Source organism: Cellvibrio sp. GW822-FHT04B05, assembly GCF_058800985.1.
Genome location: NZ_JBXAMU010000002.1, coordinates 419,596 through 439,581, shown reverse-complemented (window position 1 = coordinate 439,581; position 19,986 = coordinate 419,596). Strand labels below are relative to the sequence as shown.

The 19,986-nt window shown below is 47.3% G+C and carries 14 protein-coding genes; 12 read left to right on the top strand and 2 right to left on the bottom strand.

All coding sequences use genetic code 11. The features are described 5' to 3' along the window. Nucleotides 1-222: 222 nt before the first annotated feature. Complete coding sequence (locus AC1RJL_RS07520; RefSeq protein ID WP_492912503.1) at nt 223-447, bottom strand: hypothetical protein; 225 nt, start codon at nt 445-447, stop codon at nt 223-225. A 342-nt stretch (nt 448-789) separates the two neighbouring features. Here AC1RJL_RS07520 and nfuA point away from each other — a divergent pair, with 342 nt between their 5' ends. After that, nucleotides 790-1,377, top strand: a complete 588-nt coding sequence (gene nfuA, locus AC1RJL_RS07515) for a Fe-S biogenesis protein NfuA (protein ID WP_492912501.1) — start codon at nt 790-792, stop codon at nt 1,375-1,377. 63 nt (nt 1,378-1,440) lie between these two features. Here nfuA and AC1RJL_RS07510 read toward each other — a convergent pair whose 3' ends face one another. Further along, on the bottom strand, nt 1,441-2,241 hold the full coding sequence (locus AC1RJL_RS07510; RefSeq protein ID WP_492912499.1) for a substrate-binding periplasmic protein: 801 nt from the start codon (nt 2,239-2,241) through the stop codon (nt 1,441-1,443). A 235-nt stretch (nt 2,242-2,476) separates the two neighbouring features. Here AC1RJL_RS07510 and AC1RJL_RS07505 point away from each other — a divergent pair, with 235 nt between their 5' ends. From AC1RJL_RS07505 to AC1RJL_RS07455, 11 genes are all read left to right on the top strand, one after another. Beyond that, the gene (locus tag AC1RJL_RS07505; RefSeq protein WP_492912497.1) at nt 2,477-4,801 is read left to right on the top strand and encodes a catecholate siderophore receptor Fiu; all 2,325 of its coding nucleotides are present in this window, start codon (nt 2,477-2,479) and stop codon (nt 4,799-4,801) included. Nucleotides 4,802-4,904: 103 nt separating this feature from the next. Next, a complete protein-coding gene (locus AC1RJL_RS07500) occupies nt 4,905-5,585 on the top strand; it encodes a Fe2+-dependent dioxygenase (RefSeq protein ID WP_492912495.1) in 681 nt (226 codons plus the stop codon). A gap of 135 nt (nt 5,586-5,720) precedes the next feature. Beyond that, nucleotides 5,721-8,126, top strand: coding sequence for a TonB-dependent receptor domain-containing protein (locus AC1RJL_RS07495; protein WP_492912493.1), 2,406 nt, complete (start codon nt 5,721-5,723; stop codon nt 8,124-8,126). A gap of 85 nt (nt 8,127-8,211) precedes the next feature. Then, nucleotides 8,212-8,808 (top strand): PepSY-associated TM helix domain-containing protein, encoded by a 597-nt coding sequence (locus tag AC1RJL_RS07490; RefSeq protein ID WP_492912491.1) that lies wholly within the window; start codon nt 8,212-8,214, stop codon nt 8,806-8,808. Between the two features lie 68 nt (nt 8,809-8,876). Beyond that, on the top strand, nt 8,877-9,410 hold the full coding sequence (locus AC1RJL_RS07485) for a DUF2271 domain-containing protein (protein WP_492912489.1): 534 nt from the start codon (nt 8,877-8,879) through the stop codon (nt 9,408-9,410). A gap of 49 nt (nt 9,411-9,459) precedes the next feature. Beyond that, the gene (locus AC1RJL_RS07480; RefSeq protein WP_492912487.1) at nt 9,460-10,287 is read left to right on the top strand and encodes a DUF4198 domain-containing protein; all 828 of its coding nucleotides are present in this window, start codon (nt 9,460-9,462) and stop codon (nt 10,285-10,287) included. A gap of 142 nt (nt 10,288-10,429) precedes the next feature. Beyond that, complete coding sequence (locus AC1RJL_RS07475) at nt 10,430-11,926, top strand: sulfite reductase subunit alpha (protein WP_492912485.1); 1,497 nt, start codon at nt 10,430-10,432, stop codon at nt 11,924-11,926. Between the two features lie 112 nt (nt 11,927-12,038). Beyond that, on the top strand, nt 12,039-13,469 hold the full coding sequence (locus AC1RJL_RS07470) for an efflux RND transporter periplasmic adaptor subunit (protein ID WP_492912483.1): 1,431 nt from the start codon (nt 12,039-12,041) through the stop codon (nt 13,467-13,469). Beyond that, on the top strand, nt 13,469-15,412 hold the full coding sequence (locus tag AC1RJL_RS07465; RefSeq protein ID WP_492912480.1) for a MacB family efflux pump subunit: 1,944 nt from the start codon (nt 13,469-13,471) through the stop codon (nt 15,410-15,412). Before AC1RJL_RS07470 ends, AC1RJL_RS07465 begins: the two co-directional genes overlap by 1 nt. A 5-nt stretch (nt 15,413-15,417) precedes the next feature. Further along, nucleotides 15,418-16,848 (top strand): efflux transporter outer membrane subunit, encoded by a 1,431-nt coding sequence (locus tag AC1RJL_RS07460; RefSeq protein ID WP_492912478.1) that lies wholly within the window; start codon nt 15,418-15,420, stop codon nt 16,846-16,848. Between the two features lie 64 nt (nt 16,849-16,912). Continuing rightward, nucleotides 16,913-19,411, top strand: a complete 2,499-nt coding sequence (locus tag AC1RJL_RS07455; protein WP_492912476.1) for a PepSY domain-containing protein — start codon at nt 16,913-16,915, stop codon at nt 19,409-19,411. The last annotated feature ends 575 nt before the right edge of the window (nt 19,412-19,986 follow it).

Below are 19,986 nucleotides of genomic sequence, written 5' to 3'. Positions count from 1 at the left end.
GGAAAACCTTTGGTAATTAAAACGATTGCCCTGGGTAATCCATTGGGCAATATCAAAAAAAATTGATATAGAAATTGGCGCGAATTCTAGCAGAAATCCCTTGGATGGGGGCCGGATGCGCAGGATTTATCTGGTGTTAAACGCTCTGCGTGGGGATTGACCCAACACCCAGTTTAGTCTGGATTGTTTATGGCGGGTGTTGTCGGTGCGCGTGGTGATTGGCTATTTGTCGAAATGAAATACTTTTTTGGTTGATGTGCTTTTTTCAGGGGCTTCGGAGCGGAGTTGCAGCAAAGTGAGGGCGGCAAAAAATGCGAAGCCACAGCCGGCGATAATAATATACTCAGGATAAAGCGCGCCAAAGAGGATGTTGCCGATAGCCAAACTGAGGTATATCGTCAGTCGAAGACTCTTCTGGTTGATTAAAAACTCATTCGAATCATTCATGGTGGATCTCCGATAAAACTTGATGCTTCTGTAGCGTGGACTGATGTTTATTTAATCTTAGTCGAGGTTGGGCAACTTTATATGACAGAGGTGATGAGATACCCATTTTTTGTTAAAAGATTGTTAAAACCGGATAAGTGGACACTCGTCAGTGCAGGTGGTTGCTAGAAATACGAATGATTCTTAATTCTATATTAAATTGTCAGGATATGCGCTATCGCTATGGTGACAATTGTAAATTACTTGTTCCTTTTAAGTGTTTGCTAGTGCCTGACCAATGGCTTTGCAGTAGAATACCTGAGTAATTTAATCGGGTATTAGGCATCTACAGTAAAGGTTATTATGGTCAACGTTGATATCACCGAATCCGCGCAAAAATATTTGAAAGAGCTGCTCGACAAGCAAAAGGACAACGACGGTATTGGTATCCGTATGTTTGTCGCCAACCCTGGCACTTCCAACGCTGAAACCTGTATCGCTTACTGCCGTCCTGGCGAAGAAAAAGAAGGGGATGTGGTCGTTGAGCTGAATGGTTTTAAGGCGCACTTTGAAGAACGTAGCCTGCCATTCCTGGAAGATGCCAAAGTAGATTACGCGGCAGATCGCATGGGCGGCCAGCTTACTATTCGCGCCCCGAATTCCAAAATGCCGCGCGTGACTGACGATAGCCCACTTGAAGATCGCATCAATTACGTATTGTACAACGACGTTAACCCGAGCCTTGCATCGCATGGCGGGAACGTGAGTTTGGTAGAAATAACCGACGATATGATCGCTATCCTTAAATTTGGCGGTGGTTGCCAGGGCTGCGGTTCTGTGGCAATTACGTTGAAGCAGGGTATTGAAGTCCAACTGATGGACAAACTGCCGGAGCTGAAGGGTATTCGCGATGTTACCGACCATACTGATCGCAGCAACGCTTATATGTAATCCGCGCTTGTTGCGGACAAAACAATACCGCCGTGAGGCGGTATTTTTTTATGTGCGATCTGACTACTGGTTTTCCAATGGTTGTTTTTCTGTGGCTATCCCTGCTAATTGATCGTACTCGCCCGTCTGTTTTAATTCGATAAGACCTTTATCCAGCTGTTCGGCCAGCCAGTGCGCCCTCGGGCTTTTGTGCGAGAAGGCGACATATACATCACCGTGATGATTCAAGAAGCGTTTATCGAAGATAGAAATATCCAATTGCATATTTTTCAGCGCGAACTCGGCTTCGCGATCAAACATCACGGCAGCATCAATACGCCCCTGCTTCAACATCCGGATAATCTGGGACTGTTGCGAAACTTTTATTTCGTTAAAGCGATGGCGATGATTTTCATAAATATCCCCGTATTCGTAATCGCGAATAATCCCTACGCGAAAGTTGCTGGGAATATCCTCAATCGACTTAATGTGGGTGTGAGACCCTGGTAGAAAAAACCAATAGGCTTCAACAGAGAGCAGGGGAACATTGCCAAAGATATATTGATCCCTGGTGGATGCTTGCAGCGTGACATTGTAGCCACCATCTATTTTGCCGGAAGTCAGATCGTGCAATACGCGTGCGTAAGGCAACACCTGAAAGCTGGGGGTTAGGCCGGTTTTGGCATAGGCTGATTTGATAATGCGGGTCGATATACCCTGTCCATATTGATCGGAATAGGGTGGCCACGAGTTTTCGGCGCCCAGCAATAGGCGGATCGAATGGTCATCCTGTTTGTTGGTAACAGTGCTGGCGGGTGACTTGGCCTCAGCGGTCACACTGAGCAACCACAATAAAACTCCCGCATAAGCCCAGGATTTGCTCATTACTTATAACCCTATTAGCAACTTGTAATATTACGCGCCAAGATTAATCGCATTTAGTTATATGATCAATAAGTTAAATACTGGGTCGGTTTGACTGTCGCCTAAGTAACTTTTGTGATGACACACAAAAAAATATCAAATAGGAATTGTTGTCATTGCGTATTGATAATGGTTATCTATATCATATGCGTCGCATTACTCATCACATCTGATATTACTATTACAAGGGCTAGTCATGACCATCCTGAAATCCACACACATTGTTTCCAAAAAGCGTTCAACTGGATTGCAATTAACTGCAACCGCATTGTCATCTGCAATTTTGCTTGCCTCTGCTGGCACTATGGCTGCGGATGAAACTAAGCCGGTAGAAACCAAAAAGCTCAATGCTGTTAAGGTTGATGCTGATGCAATTGAACCTGCTTACAAAGCAGACAAAGTAAGCTCTCCGAAATTTACCCAACCCTTAGTCGATACACCACAGACCATCGTAGTGGTAAAGAAAGAGCTTTTCCAGCAGCAAGCGGCGACTACATTAAGCGAAGCACTGCGTAATACTCCTGGCATCACTATGTTGATGGGCGAGAACGGAAATACTGCCACTGGCGACTCCATTTTCATGCGCGGTTTTGATACCCAGGGAAGTATTTTTGTTGATGGTATCCGCGATTTGGGCAGCATCTCTCGCGATACGTTTAATACTGAACAAGTAGAAATTGCAAAAGGTCCCGCCGGTGTGGATAACGGCCGTGGTGCTGCATCTGGCTACGTAAATATGAGCAGTAAAGTGGCTAATCTGGAAGATGCAATTTCCGGCAACGTTAGTGGCGGTTCAGGGGATTACAAGCGCGGTACATTGGATGTAAACAAAACGTTGAGCGAAACAACCGCTGTACGCGTTAACTTGCTTAAGCAAGACGCTGGTGTCGCTGGTCGCGATAAAGTAGAAAATAATTATGAAGGCGTTGCTGCATCACTTGGTTTAGGTTTGGGCACTGACACACGTATTCATGTCAATACCTTGTCTGTGCAGCAATCCGGAATTCCGGATGGCGGTATCCCGACTATCGGTCTTGACGGTTACTACAATGCTATTTTTGCCACTGGCGTACTTGCCGGTCAAAAACCTGCCCAAGTAGACAGGGACAATTTTTATGGTTCGACTACGGATCATAACGATGTTAATGCAAACATGTTCACCGTTCGTGTTGAGCATGATCTGGCAGACAATGTAACTATCCGTAATACCTCGCGTTATGGCCGCACCAAGCAAGATCAGGTGTTAACCGGTGTTGGTGGTATTACCTTTAACCCTGCTACTAATCCTGATGCATGGACAACTTCTCGCTCTCGTCAAGGTAAAGATGTAAGCAACAAAATTTTGACCAACCAAACTAACGTGACGGCATCTTTTGATACAGCGGGTGTTAAACATGAGGTAAGTGGTGGCATTGAATTTATTTACGAAAACCAATTGACGTACACAGTGGGAATTCCTGCTGGATCACCAAGTCAAATTCCGGCTAACTTGTATAACCCAAGCACGAGTGATGTGTTCCAGCCAGTGGTACGCACTGGTAATAAAACTGAGGGTGAAACCACTACTTCTGCACTTTATGTGCTGGATACTATTAGCCTTAATGAACATTGGGAAATTAGTGCGGGCGTTCGCGCTGAAAATTATCACACGCGCTATGACACTCTCACCCTTCAAGGCGCAGTAACTCCTCCTGCCCAGCAAACTATTGCAGTGGGTACTCTGGTCGGTGCTTCTCAAAAAGCAGATGACCAACTGGTGAGCTGGAAGTTGGGCGGTGTGTTTAAGCCTAGCGAAAATGGCTCTATTTATGTGTCTTATGCGACATCAGAATTACCACCTGGAGGCTCCAATTTCTCGTTGAGCACTAGTGCGACCAACGTGAATAACCCTAACGTTGACCCGCAAAAAGGTACCAATCAGGAAATCGGTACCAAGTGGAATGTATATGGCGACAAGTTAGCATTGACTGCAGCTGTTTTCCGCAGCACTAACGATAACGAGTTTGTATCAAATCCAGATGGCACTACCACTAACGTTGGCGAGCGCCGCGTTCAAGGTGTTGAGTTGGGTGCGTCTGGCATTATCATGCAAAACTGGCAAATCAACGTGGGTCTGGCATATATGGAGCCAGAAATTACTCGCGGTAATCGTGCTACCGAAGCTGCAAGCACCGACGGCGGTGCGATTCAATGGTCCCCGAAACTGACTTTCACATTGTGGAATAGCTATACTTTTGGTAGTGGTTTGGTTATCGGTGGTGGCGCACGTTATGTAGATTCTGCAGTAAGCACAAGTTTGACTAGCGCTCAAGTTCTTGCCACTCGCTCAATGGTGGAAGTGCCTGATTATTGGGTAGTGGATGCTATGGCGTCTTACCCGATCAACAAAAATATCAATGTGCAATTGAACTTGTTGAACTTGGCTGACGAAGAATATATTGCTGCTTTAAATAATGGTGTATCGCGTTATTATCCAGGTGTAGAGCGTTCAGCTCGTCTTGGTGTTAACTTCGCGTTTTAATTATTGGCATACTTGAAAATAAAAGGGGCGCATTTAGCGCCCCTTTATCTATTTGTGATTCACCTTATTATTACGCCTGACTTTTATTATTGAGTAGCCATTTATGTTAATTCATATCCCACAATTGCTGAGCAAACAACAAGTTGCTGAATGTCGTGCTCGCTTGAACCAGGCAGAATGGATCGATGGTAAAGCAACGGTGGGAGCGCAGGGCGCACGAGTAAAACAAAATCGCCAACTTGCGGTAGATAGTCCGGTTGCACATCAGCTCGGCGAGATAATTTTAACTGCGCTTTATTCAAATCCATTGTTCATGTCTGCGGCATTGCCACTGCGCATAGTACCGCCATTATTCAATGCTTACTCCGGTGGTGAGCACTATGGGTTTCACGTCGATGGTGCAATTCGTTTGGTGCCAGGGAGTAATTTAAGTTTACGCACGGATGTTTCTTCCACGTTGTTTTTATCTGAGCCGGAAGAGTATGAAGGCGGGGAATTGATCGTACAGGATACCTACGGCAGTCACGAAGTGAAGTTGCCTGCTGGTGATTTGATTTTGTACCCCTCCACCAGTTTGCATCAGGTTTCACCCGTCACTCAAGGGGAGAGGATGTGCAGTTTCTTCTGGACACAAAGCATGGTGCGCGACGATTGGCAGCGCAACTTGTTATATGAACTGGATTGCAACATCCAGGCTTTGCGCCAAAAAATAGGTGACGCGGAGGAAATTGTTGGTCTGACTGGCCACTATCACAATTTGTTAAGGCAGTGGGCTCAGGTATAAAAAAGTGTTTTTTAGATTGTAATGGGACATTTTAGGGACAAATTTATAACAAATCCTAATAAAATAAGGTTTGATGCGCCTGCAATTGATAGATATTATCATTTAGATTATTATTAAGACTGATAAGAGGCTATCATGACGTTCAACCTTTCGCGCAGCAACACTTTGCCGCGTTCTACTTTATTTAATGCTATTCGCGGTGCATCACTGATTGTTATTGCACCGATTACTTTGTTGGCAGGCGCAAGTACTACTGCTAATGAAACCCAAAAATTGAAGACAGTTGTTGTGACAGCCGCCGGGTACGAACAAAAGGTTACGGATGCACCGGCGAGCATTTCCGTTATTACTGCTGAAGAGCTGACCAAGCGTCCATACATCACACTACTGGATGCAGTGCGTGATTTGGAAGGTGTAGATGTAGGCGAAACCCGTGACAAAACCGGGCAGGGCACTATCTCCATGCGTGGTATGGGATCGGATTACACCTTGATCCTTGTAGATGGCAAGCGTCAAAACAACCATGGTGATATTTACCCCAATAGTTTTGGTGGCAACCAATTCGGTCATATCCCGCCGATGGATGCGATTGAGCGTATTGAAGTGATTCGTGGACCAGCCTCTACACTGTATGGTGCAGATGCGATGGGTGGCGTTATCAATATTATTACCAAGAAAGTGACCGATGAATGGCAGGGCTCGATTAGTCACAGCCGGACGCTGCAAACTGATGACAATTTTGGTGACGATATCACCACCGATTTTAACGTTATGGGGCCATTGATTCCCGGCAAATTGGGTCTTGCAGTGCGCGGTAGTCTCTACAATCGCGAAGCGTCAACACCGACTTATGCAGCGGTGACATATCCAAATGGTGAAACCCGTATCCGCTCACTTGGATTCGGTGGCGGCGGTAAAACGGTTGATAATGAAAACGAAGTGTTTGGTGCGCGGTTGTCCTGGACTCCAACAGCGAATCAAAGTATCTGGTTTGATATAGAAACTTCTACCCAGGAATACGACAACACGCCGGTGTTGAACGATGCAGGCACGCGCGAATATCCCGTAGGTACGGTAGATAATATTGATTCTATTTGGGCTGCGACTCCGAATAACTGTATTAACACGGGCACCTGTACCCGAGCTAACCCTCAGGCTGGTTATAGTGCAACCCAGGAATTTACCCGCGATACCTGGTCTTTAAGCCACGAAGGCAAATGGGATATTGGCAACAGCTTTGTGTCCCTTTCTTACGTTGATACCAACAATAATGGCCGCACTTTGCCGTTCACTGTGGCAGAACGACAGGAATTGCTGCGTATGATGAATGGCACAGGACAGTATTCATCACTCACCGTTGCGCAACGGAAAACCTTGGCAGAAGCGACATTCCTGCCGCGTCCAAAGCGTGATATGGAAAGCAATCAGTACACGTTGGATGCCAAACTGGATATGCCGTTTGAATTGGCTGGTCAGCATGTTGCTGTTGTTGGTGCCCAGGTTATCCAAGGCGAGTTAAAGGACGGTGTGTTTGGTATGGAGAGCGGCACTCCCGGTGAAGTGCAAGAGCACAATATGTATTCGCTTTTCGCTGAGGATACCTGGTACATCATTGAGCCATTTGGCCTGACTGCCGGTTTGCGTTATGACGATCACGAAGTGTTTGGCGATAACATCAGTCCACGTCTCTACGGTACTTATACCCTGAGTGAAGAGTGGACAATTAAAGGTGGTGTTAGCACTGGTTTCAAAACACCGAAAACGACCCAGCTATATGATGGCGTTGTAGGATTTGGTGGTCAGGGTACTTCACCGATGTTTGGTAACCCCGACCTGGAACCTGAAACCAGTACTAGTACCGAAGTTGCTGCTTATTGGCAGCATCCAAAAGGACATAACTTCAACGTCACTATTTTCAACAATAAGTTTGACGATAAGATTTCATCCCAACCTTGCGGTGGCGTTACCGGTGTGGTTTGCAACAGTTCAGGTGATTACGCTGACCTCGGCTATGCAAACAGCAGTAAAACTGTGAACATCGATGAAGTTGTTATTCAGGGCGCTGAAGTGGCTGGTCGTTGGCAGATTGCGAGCAATTTCGCCTTGCGTGCTAATTACACTTACACCGACAGCGAACAAAAAAGTGGTGCGCAAAAGGGGCGTCCATTGGGCAACTCAGCAGAACACATGGCCAATGCGACATTAGAATGGTTTGCTACGGATAAGCTCAATATTTCACTTATAGCGGAAGTGAATTCTGATCGTTATCGCTCTTGGGATACTACAAATAATCGTGAGTTATATTTCAAAAGCTACGAAGTATTCCATTTGGGAGCGACTTACAAAGCTAGCGAAACGGTAACCTTGAATGCGCGCGTTAACAATTTGCTGGATCGCGATTTCACCGATTACGATATCGCCTTTGTTGAATGTACTAGTGGTGCTGCCTGTTTGGGTGGTGTGCAACCAAGCTATCTGGATCACTATAACAACAAAGACAAAGCGCGTAACTTCTGGGTGGGTGTAAACGTTAAGTTCTAAAAACAGAAAGAAGCGTGTCCGGCGCGGGGTTCCTTTTAGGGGGGAACCCCGCGCGGTTTTTTTAAAAAAGGTGAATAAAAATCGCATGAAGATTTACTTGGGCAGCCTGCGTGAATGGCACTGGATAAGTTCGGCAATATGTCTTATCGGCATGTTGCTCTTTTCTGTTACAGGCATCACGCTCAACCATGCTGCGCAAATTAAAGCTACGCCGCAAATTGTCACGCTGGAGGCAGAAATACCAGCGGAGTTGATTAAAGAAATTAAGATTCCAGACGAGGAAAAAGCGCCGTTACCTGATGTTTTAAGCAATTGGCTGGCGCAAGAACAGGCTATTTCGGTCGATAATCAATTGGCCGAGTGGAACGACAATGAAATTTATTTATCGCTACCCCGTCCGGGCGGTGATGCCTGGTTGAGCATCGATTTAGCCAGCGGTGAACTCGTATATGAAGTTACTGATCGCGGCTGGGTTTCCTATCTGAATGATTTACACAAAGGGCGCAATACCGGTGTTGCATGGAGCTGGTTTATCGATGTGTTCGCTGTTTTTTGTATTATTTTCTGCATCACCGGATTGCTCTTGCTGAAACGCTATGCCGGCGGCCGCCCGGCAACATGGCCGATGGTGGCGTTGGGGTTGGTGTTGCCTTGGGTACTGATTCTTTTATTTATTCATTAAGTGCTATTAATCCATTAAATTTTACCGCAACCGTTTTCAATAACTATTCAATTATGTAGAGGTTAATTATGCGTTCGCGTTGGTTGCTTTCTTCTTCGTTTGCAGCAATGTCATTAATATCTGTCGCTACTGCTGTTGCTGGTGAGCTGACAGTTTCTGTCGAAGTGCCGGCATTGGATGTGGCGGAATATCACAAACCTTATATGGCAATCTGGATTGAAAATGAAAAAGGCGAGAGCACTAATCTCGCGGTTTGGTATCAGCTTGAAGAGCGTGGCCAAAAAAGTGAGAAGGGTGAAGAATGGCTAAAGGATATGCGCCAGTGGTGGCGTCGTATTGGCCGTGAGACCGATATGCCGGTGGATGGTGTAAGTGGTGCAACTCGCGCGCCCGGTAAACAAGTTGTCAGTTTTACCGAAGGTAAAGCGCCTCTTGGTAAGTTAACAAGCGGTAACTATGTATTAATGGTTGAGGCCGCACGTGAAGTAGGTGGACGTGAATTGGTGAAGGTGCCATTTAGCTGGCCGGCAAAAGCAACTGCTGAAAAAAGTGCAAAAGGCAGTAAAGAATTGGGTGAGGTGAAAGTTACTGTAGCGCCATAACCATTTATCAATAACGTTTGCTTAAGATTTATTTAAAGGAAAAATCACCATGAAAACTTTTTTAAAAACTACTCTCTGCACTGCTTTGGTTTTGTGTCTGCCACTCACTGCACAAGCGCATCGAGCATGGTTGCTACCGGGTGCCACTGTACTCTCCAGCGATGATGCATGGGTGAGTATTGATGCAGCGGTTTCCAATGATATTTTCCACGCAGACCATGCACCTATGCGTGTCGATGGTGTGATTATCACGGCACCCGATGGCACGCCGCTTGCGCCACAAAATGCGATTACCGGAAAATTCCGCAGTGTATTTGATGTGCAATTGCCGCAAAAAGGTACCTATAAAATTGCAATTGCCTCTGCCGGTTTAATGGCTACCTGGAAAACAGAAGAAGGTGAGCGTCGTATGTGGCCGGGCCGCGGTGAAAAAGCGAATCCTGCTGATTTTGATAAAACGGTACCTAAGAAAGCCAAAGACCTTGAGGTTTCACAATTTTCCCGTCGTATGGAAACCTTTGTCACGTCCGGTACGCCGACTGACACCGTTTTAAAAGCAACCAATCAAGGTTTGGAATTGGTTCCTGTTACCCATCCCAACGATTTGTTTGCAGGTGAGGCAGCGACGTTTCAATTCCTGATCGATGGCAAGCCTGCTGTTGGTGTAAAAGTGACTGTAATCCCCGGTGGCATGCGCTACCGTAGCGAGCAGGCATCAATTGAATTGGAGACTGACAAAAAAGGCAATATTTCAGTTACCTGGCCGCAAGCGGGTATGTATTGGTTAAGCGCTAGCTATCGCGATGACAAAGCAAAAAAACCGGCTAAAAACCGCTCCGGTAGCTATGCGGCAACATTCGAAGTTTTACCCGAGTAACAAACCCACGTAACCAAAACACAGCTGGAATTTATAGCTCGGCGCTAAAAATTCAGCTGTGTTTTTATATGATATGGATGTCGTATGCAAACTACATCGGTTTCACATGAATAAACACTTTCTATAATGCGGATTTATTGTTGTGCGTTATCTTGCCGCTAGCCTATTAATTATTTCCTATTTTGTATTGTGTTGGCTTTGTTGGCGCAGTTACCTGCGCAGGCAAACTATTGTTTCTACCAATGCTAATGAATCCGCAGAGTACATATTAATTGGGTATGCCAGCCAAGGTGGAAGTGCTACCCGCATTGCCAAAAAAACCGCGCAGCAATTGGAGCAGGCAGGCAACGCTGTAAAGGTCTTATCGCTAAATCAGATCACGCCTGAATTATTAACGGGAACAGCAACGGTTTTGCTGATTGCCAGTACCTATGGCGAAGGCGAAGCACCGGATAATGGCAACCGCTTTGTTGCTCGCACTCTCGGCCAACTTCCGCAAAATTCGCTACAACATTTGCATGTAGCAGTGTTAGGTTTAGGTGACTCTAGCTATAAGTTTTTTTGCGGTTTTGCGCATCAATTGCAGCACGAGTTGCAACACCGTGGGGCGCACTGTATCACCGATATTATTGAAGTTAATTTGCTGGATGAAAGCGCGTTGCGCCATTGGCAATACTATCTCGGCCAGATTTCCGGACAGGCACATTTTATTGATTGGAGTGCACCAGCATACAGCGATTGGAAAATTGTGCAGCGCATCTGCATCAATCCGGGTAGCCCCGGAGCGCCAGTGTTTCATATTAAATTAGTGCCGCTTGGTACTGCTATTGCCGCAGATGCATGGCAGGCAGGCGATATTGTCGAGATCGGTCCTGGTAATTGCGATGAACGAATCCAGCAGTTTTTACAAGATGTTGCCCGCGCTGCTATCCCGCCCGGGTTATTGCGACACAGTGACCTGACCATTAATGAACAGCGGTTGGCAGAGTTAAAACCACTTGATGATATTGCATTCGTAAACTCGTTAGTGGATTTGCCACATCGTGAATATTCAATCGCATCAGTCCCGCATGAAAACTCACTCGATTTACTGGTACGTCAGGTAAATATTGGTCAAGGTCAATATGGTGTGGGGTCGGGTTGGTTAACTGTCCATGCCGCTTTAGCGCAACCGATTCGCTTACGCATTCGCGCAAATGCGCATTTTCACTCACCTGGTAATCAGCGCCCATTAATCCTGATCGGCAATGGTACCGGTATTGCCGGCTTGCGTTCGCATCTGGCTAATCCTGCGCGCATAAATACACGCAATTGGTTATTTTTTGGTGAGCGCATCGCAGCAGCGGATAAATTTTTTGATGCTGATCTCCAGCGTTGGCAAACCACAGGTTTGCTGACGCGGATAGACCGTGTTTTTTCACGCGATGCAGCGGTTGGTGCTCCATGTTACGTACAGGATTTACTGCAATTGCATGCAGCAGAATTGCGACGCTGGGTTGCAGGGGATGCAGCAATTTTTGTATGCGGTAGCTTGCAGGGTATGGCGCAAGCAGTGGACGATGCATTGCGTAATATCATCGGTGCTGAACAGCTTGAGGTAATGGCCGATGAGCGTCGCTACTGCCGTGATGTTTATTAACTGCCACGATTGTTAAGATTGTGAAACAAGTGTTCATGCCAGCCCCGGTCGACCTTTTCAATTAGTGTCTGGGTTATACTCGCGTCCATAAATATCTGGATGAGAAAACACTATGCAATTCCCTGCAATTTCCAATTCTTTCTTCCGTCGCCCTGTGGGGATTGTCACTTTGGCAATCGCCTCTTTGGTTGTTATTTGGCTGTTATGGAAGCTCATTTTTGCCACTGATGAAAACGCAGTGGTGTTGACCACTGAAGCCGTGGTGCGCGGCGATATCGAAAATTTGGTAACCGCTACCGGAACCTTACAGCCGCAGGATTATGTTGATGTGGGTGCGCAAGTTTCCGGCCAGTTGGAAAAGTTGCATGTGGAAGTGGGCAGCGAAGTGAAAGCGGGCGATTTACTTGCGGAAATTGATGCAACTGTTTATGCCGCCAAGGTGGATGCAACCCGCGCACAATTGCAAAACCAAAAAGCCCAGTTGCAGGATCGTGAAGCGCAATTAAAACTGGCGGAAATCAATTTCAAGCGCGAGCAAAATTTATTTGCTGAAGAGGCGACCACCAGTGAGTCGCTGGAAACAGCGGATGCGAATTTGAAATCGGCGCATGCGCAACTTAAGTCCTTGCAGGCGCAAATTCAACAAATTGACTCAACCCTGCGTGTAGAGGCGGCCAATTTAAACTACGCCAAAATTTATGCACCCATCGATGGCACAGTGGTGTCCATCACATCTCGTCAGGGCCAAACCCTGAACACCAATCAGATGGCGCCCACGGTAATGCGGATAGCTGACCTGTCGACCATGACGATACAAACCCAGGTTTCTGAAGCGGATATCAGCAAGCTGCGCAAGGACATGCCGGTATATTTCACCACTCTGGGCAGTCAAGGTCGCCGCTGGTACAGCAAGTTGGATCGCATCCAGCCCACGCCGGAAATTCTGAATAACGTTGTGTTGTATAACGCATTATTTGATGTGCCCAATGAAAACCGTTTGTTGATGACGCAGATGAGTACCCAGGTATTTTTTATTGAATCACAAGCAAAAGATGCATTGTTGGTACCAATGTCGGCAATCAGTTTTACTTCGCCACGTGGCATGCGTCCTCAAGGTGGCCCAACTGGTGCTGAAAATTCGTCAGCACCACAAGGTGAAAAGCCATCAGTTGCTAATTCGCAAAGCGAAAAATCCTTAGCAGAAAGACCGGAAAATGGAACTGCTCCTGCGGGCGCGCGGACCAGACCAGGAATGGCAAATGGCAATCCACCGGCTGGTGAGTGGAGACAGCGGCGCGAAAATAATACGCAAGGGCAGGGTACAACCGGTATTCAGCCGCGCCCTGCAATTGTTAAAGTCATGAATGAGAAGGGGGATATTGAAGAGCGCAAAGTCATGGTGGGTGTCACCAACCGTGTGCAGGCGCAAATTCTTGAAGGCGTGAAGGAAGGCGAAAAAGTTGTCAGTGGCAGCAGCAAACCAAATCAGGTCAAAGTAACACCAGCCGGTGGTTTCGGCGGCCCGGGTATGGGTAGACGTTAATGGGCGCTACTAATCCTATCCAGCCGCTGATCAAGTTAGCTGGCGTTACCAAAACGTTTCGCAATGGCGAAATTGAAACCCGGGTTTTGCACGGTATTGATCTGGAAATTTATCCCGGTGAATTTGTCGCAATCATGGGACAGTCGGGTTCAGGCAAATCCACGTTGATGAACCTGCTCGGTTGCCTTGATCGCGCAACAACCGGCGATTATTTTTTTGATGGCAAAAATGTTGCTGAGCTCGATACCGATGGTCTTGCGCAATTGCGCCGCGAAGCATTCGGTTTTGTGTTCCAAAGCTACAACTTATTAGCCGGTTCAACCGCGTGTGAAAACGTGGAAATGCCGGCGACCTATTCAGGTTTGTCACCACAAGCGCGACGTGAACGTTCAACATACTTGTTAAGTTCATTGGGATTGCAAGAGCGTTTGCATCATCGCCCGAACCAATTATCGGGCGGCCAGCAGCAACGGGTTTCAATTGCGCGGGCGTTAATGAATGGCGGCCAAATTATTTTGGCCGACGAACCGACCGGCGCACTGGATAGCCACAGCGGCAAAGAAGTAATGCGGTTGCTGAAAGAGTTATCGGCGCAAGGTCACACTATTATTCTTATTACCCACGATGCCGAAGTTGCGCATCATGCGCAGCGTCTGATTGAAATTCGCGATGGCGAAATCGTTGCTGATCCGGGGCCAACTATCCCTACAGAATTGCCCGCAGAAGAGCATGCATTGCGCGGTGAATCCGCATTAAAAACCGAAATTTTAGAGGCGACCAGAACGGCTTTTCGTTCGTTGTACAGCAATATTTTCCGCACCATATTGACGCTACTCGGTATCGTAATTGGTGTTGCCTCAGTTATCAGCATGCTCGCGATTGGTGACGGTGCTAAAAAATCTGTGGTAGATAGTATCAGTGCTATGGGCAGTAATTTATTACTCGTTCGACCCGGCGGTCCCACTCAACGTTTTCGTTGGGATTCGGTAACACTGGTGCCGGAAGATGTTTATGCAATTGCAACCCTGCCACATGTTGCAGCGGCGCTGCCGGAAATTAATGGTAGTTACACTTTGCGTTACGGCAATGTGGATCACAGCACTGAAGTCACCGCAACAGCGGCAAAATTCCCGCTTGCACGCAAATGGGATATCGCACAGGGAACATTTTTCTCCGAAGAGGATGAGGCCAATTACGCAACCGTAGTGGTGCTGGGGAAAACCGTTGCCGCCAAATTGTTTGCAGGGCAAAGCCCGATTGGTGAATTTATTATTATTAATAATGTGCTCTTCCAGGTTATCGGAGTGATGAGCGAGCGCGGCGCTGATCCCGGCGGCCAGGATCAGGACGATAAAGTTTTTGTTCCGTTTAACACCGGCAGCTTGCGTGTAATAGGCCAGCGCTTCCTGCGTAATATTACGGTCTCCGTCGATGACGAAAAAAATATGGAAGAGGTGCAAACCCGCATTCATGCTTTGATGATGGAGCGGCACGGCACTGAAGATTTCCAAATCCGTAGCATGTCATCGCTCATCGATATGGTTTCCGAAACCCAAAATACCATGACATTTTTGCTGGGATCTATCGCCGCAATTTCGTTGCTGGTCGGTGGCATCGGCGTGATGAACATTATGCTGGTAAGCGTAACCGAACGCACTCGCGAAATTGGTATTCGCATGGCGACAGGTGCGCGAACCCGCCACATAATGCAGCAATTTTTGATCGAGGCTTTAGTCGTTTCTGCAATCGGCGGTGTGATAGGCGTAGTGCTTGGATTAAGCACGGCCGCATTGATCGCCCATTTTGGAACGCCGGTGGCCTACTCATTATTCCCTGTCGCCATGGCATTCAGTTGTGCGTTTTTAACGGGTTTGTTATTTGGGTATTTACCAGCGCGCAAAGCGGCTCATCTCGATCCAGTTGCGGCTTTGGCTACGGAGTAATGGTTATGCAATTACACAAGAAAACCCTGGCTTCTAAAACATTAGCCTTTAAAAGATTGTCACTGGTTATCGCATCGCTATTCATGACTGCGTGCTCTTCTACCCAAGTACAAAAACCGGATATTAATTATGCAGATAATTATTCAACAGTTTCTGTGCAATCTGATACTGACAATGCCGGTGTTGTAGATTCAAACTGGTGGCAGGCATTCCAGTCGCCGGCATTGAATGATTTGATGCAAGCGGCGCAGCAGCAAAGCCCGGATTTATTAATGTCGGCAGAGCGCGTTAAGCAGGCAGAACTGCAAATGCGTATTGCCAACGCGAGTTTATTTCCATCGTTATCGGCGAATGCATCCAGTGGTGAATCGCGCAGTAAGGCAGACGGAGAGAGCAGCTATGCGCGTGGAGAGTCAAGCCGGGCCAGTGTAAATATCAATTATGAAATTGATTTGTGGGGTGGTATTGCCGCAAGTCGTGCATCTGCGCGTGCTGGTTATGAGGCAACTCGTTACGATCAGGATGCCGCAACCCTCAGTATTAAAGCAGCCATCGCCAGTGGTTGGTTCCAATGGCTTGCATTGCAAGAGCGTATTGCTACTGCGCACAAAAACATTGCCATCGCCGAACGTGTGCAACATATTGTAGACGCACGTTATCGTAATGGCGCAGCAACGGCGGCAGATGTTGCCCAGCAAAGAACCAATTTATTAAGCCAACAGGCCTCGTTATTGCCGCTGGAATTGCAAGCGCGCCAAACCCAATCAGCATTGGCTATTTTGCTAGGTAAAACACCGCAAGAATTTTCACTTGTTGCCGGACAATTATTGGATACGCAAGTGCCGCAAATTGCAGCGGGAACACCGGCAGATTTGGTTACCCGTCGTCCTGATTTAGCGGCAAGCGAAGCCGATTTGCGTGCTGCCAATGCCAATATCCATGCGGCGCGCGCAGCACTTTTGCCGGGCATTAGTCTGGGCGCCAGTGCAGGAAAATCGGCGAGTGAATTATTCAGCTTGAATCCCGCCACACAAACTACAGGTTGGAGTTTATCGCTCGCACAGACATTGTTTAATGGTGGGCGTTTGGTGAATCAGAAACGCTTGAGCGAAGCGCGTCGCAGTGAATTGGTATTGCAATACCACAAAGCGATTTTAACGGCGTTGCAAGAAGTAGATAACGCACTTGTCTCGGCAGATATAAGCCAACGCCAGGAAGTTAGCCAGCGGGAAATTGTTGCCAACGCCGCGCGGAGTTTGCGGTTGACGGAAGCACGTTATCGCGCAGGCACCGACGATTTGTTGTCCCTGCTGGAGGCGCAGCGCAGTTTATTCCAGGCACAGGATTCACTGGTGCAACAGCGTTTGTCGCGCTTGAATGCTGCAGTGGATTTGTATAAATCGCTCGGTGGTGGTTGGACGTTAGCAGAAAATTAATTCGTCAACTTTTTAACACAATAGATCACAATAAATTTTTATTTTTTGGCTTGGGGGCGTTAGCGTGAAGAACGTTTTATTTCAGATTCACTGGTTTTTGGGCATTACAGCGGGCATCGTTTTAGCAGTAGTGGGTGTCACTGGCGGTTTGATGAGTTTTGAACGCACTATTATGGAGGCAATCAGCCCGGAGGTTGTGCAAGTCCGGGCCAGTGGCGAACGCTTGACTCCGGATGCCATCGCAGAGCGTTTTCACGCGCAAAATCCCGAATCGCACGTTGAACAAATCACCTTGTGGCCCGAAGCAGATCGCAGCGCGTTAATTCGCGTTACACCGCCACCCGGCGAGCGTCGCGGTGAAACTATTTATATCAATCCTTATACGGGCGAGTTGCTGGGAAAAATTACCGGCGAACAATTTTTCCGCACAGTGCGCTCGCTGCATCGCTGGTTATTAATTCCATCAGAGCAGGACGGTATTAATATCGGCCGCCAAATCACTGGTTTCAGTGCATTTGCGTTGGTATTTTTTGCGCTGTCCGGTTTGTATTTGCGCTGGCCGCGCCGCGCATTGAATTGGCGCAACTGGTTCAGGATCGATTTCAGCTTAAAAGGTCGCAATTTTTACTGGGCGCTGCACTCAGTCATCGGTACCTGGGTGATACTGATGTATTTGCTGATGGCATTGACTGGCCTGACCTGGTCTTACAGTTGGTATAAAAATGGTGCATCAATTTTATTGACTGGTGAGCCTGTGCAAGAGCGCCGCGGCTTTGGCGGACCCGGACAACAAGGTGGCCCCGCCGCTCAAGGTGGACAGCGTGGGCAGGGCGGAGGTCAAGCCGGACGCGAGGGCGGTCGCGAAGGTCGTGGAATGGGCGAGCGTGAAGGGCGCGGTCCGCGTGAAGGTGGTGTGCAGCGCGAACAGGTTGTTCCTGTAATGGTTGATGCTGCATGGCAAACCTTTGCGACTAAAGCAGAAAATAATTATAAATTCGCCAGCATCAGTTTTCCGCGTTCGGCAAACGATCCGGTGCTGGTGAATTATGTAACGCCGGATGCAACTAATGATCGTCAGCGCAGCTCGATGACTATCGCTGCAACATCAGGTGAGGTTGTTGCCGATCAACCCTATACGCCGATTGAGCCATTAGGCAAACGTATCTATCAAGGCATTTATGAATTGCATACGGGCGAGTGGTTTGGCACTCCCGGTTTGATTATCAATATGGTGGCGTCATTTTTGATGCCGTTATTTACCATCACCGGCTTCCTGTTGTATTTCGATCGCCGCAAAAAGAAACGCAACAGCAAGAATGCCGCAGCAGGTGTTGCTAACGCGCATACCGATGCGGATTACTGGATTGTCTACGCCACCCAAACGGGTACAGCAGAGCAACTTGCCTGGAACACCGCGACTATTTTGCAATCCGGCGGAATCAAAGCCAGCGTAAAAAATATTTCTGCGTTAGATAAAGCTACGCTTGAATCGGCAAAAAAAATATTGTTTTTGGTCTCCACGTTTGGTGAAGGTGAAGCGCCGGATTCTGCGCGCGGTTTCGCGCGGAAATTATTGAAATCATCATTGCCGTTAAAACAATTACAGTTTGGTGTGTTGGCGCTTGGCGATAAACGTTATGTCGATTACTGCTCGTTTGCGGTACAAGTTGAGCAATGGTTATTAACCAATGGAGCGAACTCACTCTTTGCGCGTATTGATGTTGATAACGGTAACGAACAAGCTATTCACCAGTGGCAACAACAGATCGCCGATATCAGCGGTGTGGAAAATGTAACTGCCTGGGCTGCGCCGGAATATGAAGAGTGGCGTTTGCAAAAACGTGAATTATTGAATACGGGCAGTGTGGGTACACCGGTTTATTGTGTGAGCTTGCAGCCATCAGCGCCGGGCAATACCCATTGGCAAGCAGGTGACATTTTGGAAATCAGGCCGCAGAATAATCCTGATTTACCGCATCGCGAATACTCTATCGCATCTTTAACAACCGATGGCCAATTGGATCTGGTTGTGCGTCAGGTATTTAATGAAAAAGGTGAATTGGGCCTGGGCTCGGGATGGTTAACTGCAGCAGCAGAAGAGGGTGGTAAAGTTCTGGCTCGCATTCGTGCGAATCCTTCTTTCCATGCACCGCAAGCGAATTGTCCGATGATATTGATCGGGGCAGGCACTGGTATCGCTGGTTTACGTGCGCATTTGCATGAGCGCTATCTAAAAGATCAGCAACAAAATTGGTTGATCTTTGGCGAGCGTCAACGCAGTAACGATCGTCTGTTTGCAAGTGAATTGGATGCATGGCAACACTCGGGATTCCTTACCGAATTGGACGAAGTTTATTCACGCGATGGTGAGGGCTATGTGCAAAATGTAGTGGCATCAAAGCAGCAGCAATTGTGCGAATGGCTGGATAGCGGTGCTGCTATTTATGTCTGCGGTGGTATGGCCATGGGTGCAGGCGTGCATCAGGTATTGATCACAATTTTGGGTGAAGATGGTGTCCAGGAATTGGTTGACCAAGGGCGCTATTGTCGCGATGTTTATTAAGGTTTTTTAGCCCTGATTTTAATAAAATTTGCGCACGACTATTTATTGCTCGTGCAGCAAACGATTGGCATGCGGGTAGCGCCATTCTCTATGTTGCGGAATATGGCTGCAAATAGCGTGGTCTACCTGCTCGCTTCGGCAATCAGCTGAGGCGCTGTCTTCATTAGCATTAACATGTTCTGGTTAACAAACTAATATTTGTGTTTTTTAGCAGTCCATTATTGACAACGTTGCCTTTGAAAAGGAAAATGGCGCCATGCTGTATAGTATTCATACGGTATGCAACCTCTTTGGTAAATGGTGAAGGCTATCTATCACTTTCGAGGACAAGAATATTGTTTGTAAATAATAAGGGATCTGTTATGTACCATTCGTTACCTTCCTTTTCCAGTATCCATCCCTGGACTTCACTTATTCTGCACTTAATAACAATTACCATCTTGCCGTGATTGTTCTTTCATTTCCTGTCGGCTAAATAGCGGGACGGGTGGCGGCTGCCAAGCATTTTTAATAGTTTCAACCAAGTGGTTATCAACCAATTTCCCCTTACGGAATTATTTCTATAAAAATTCTGT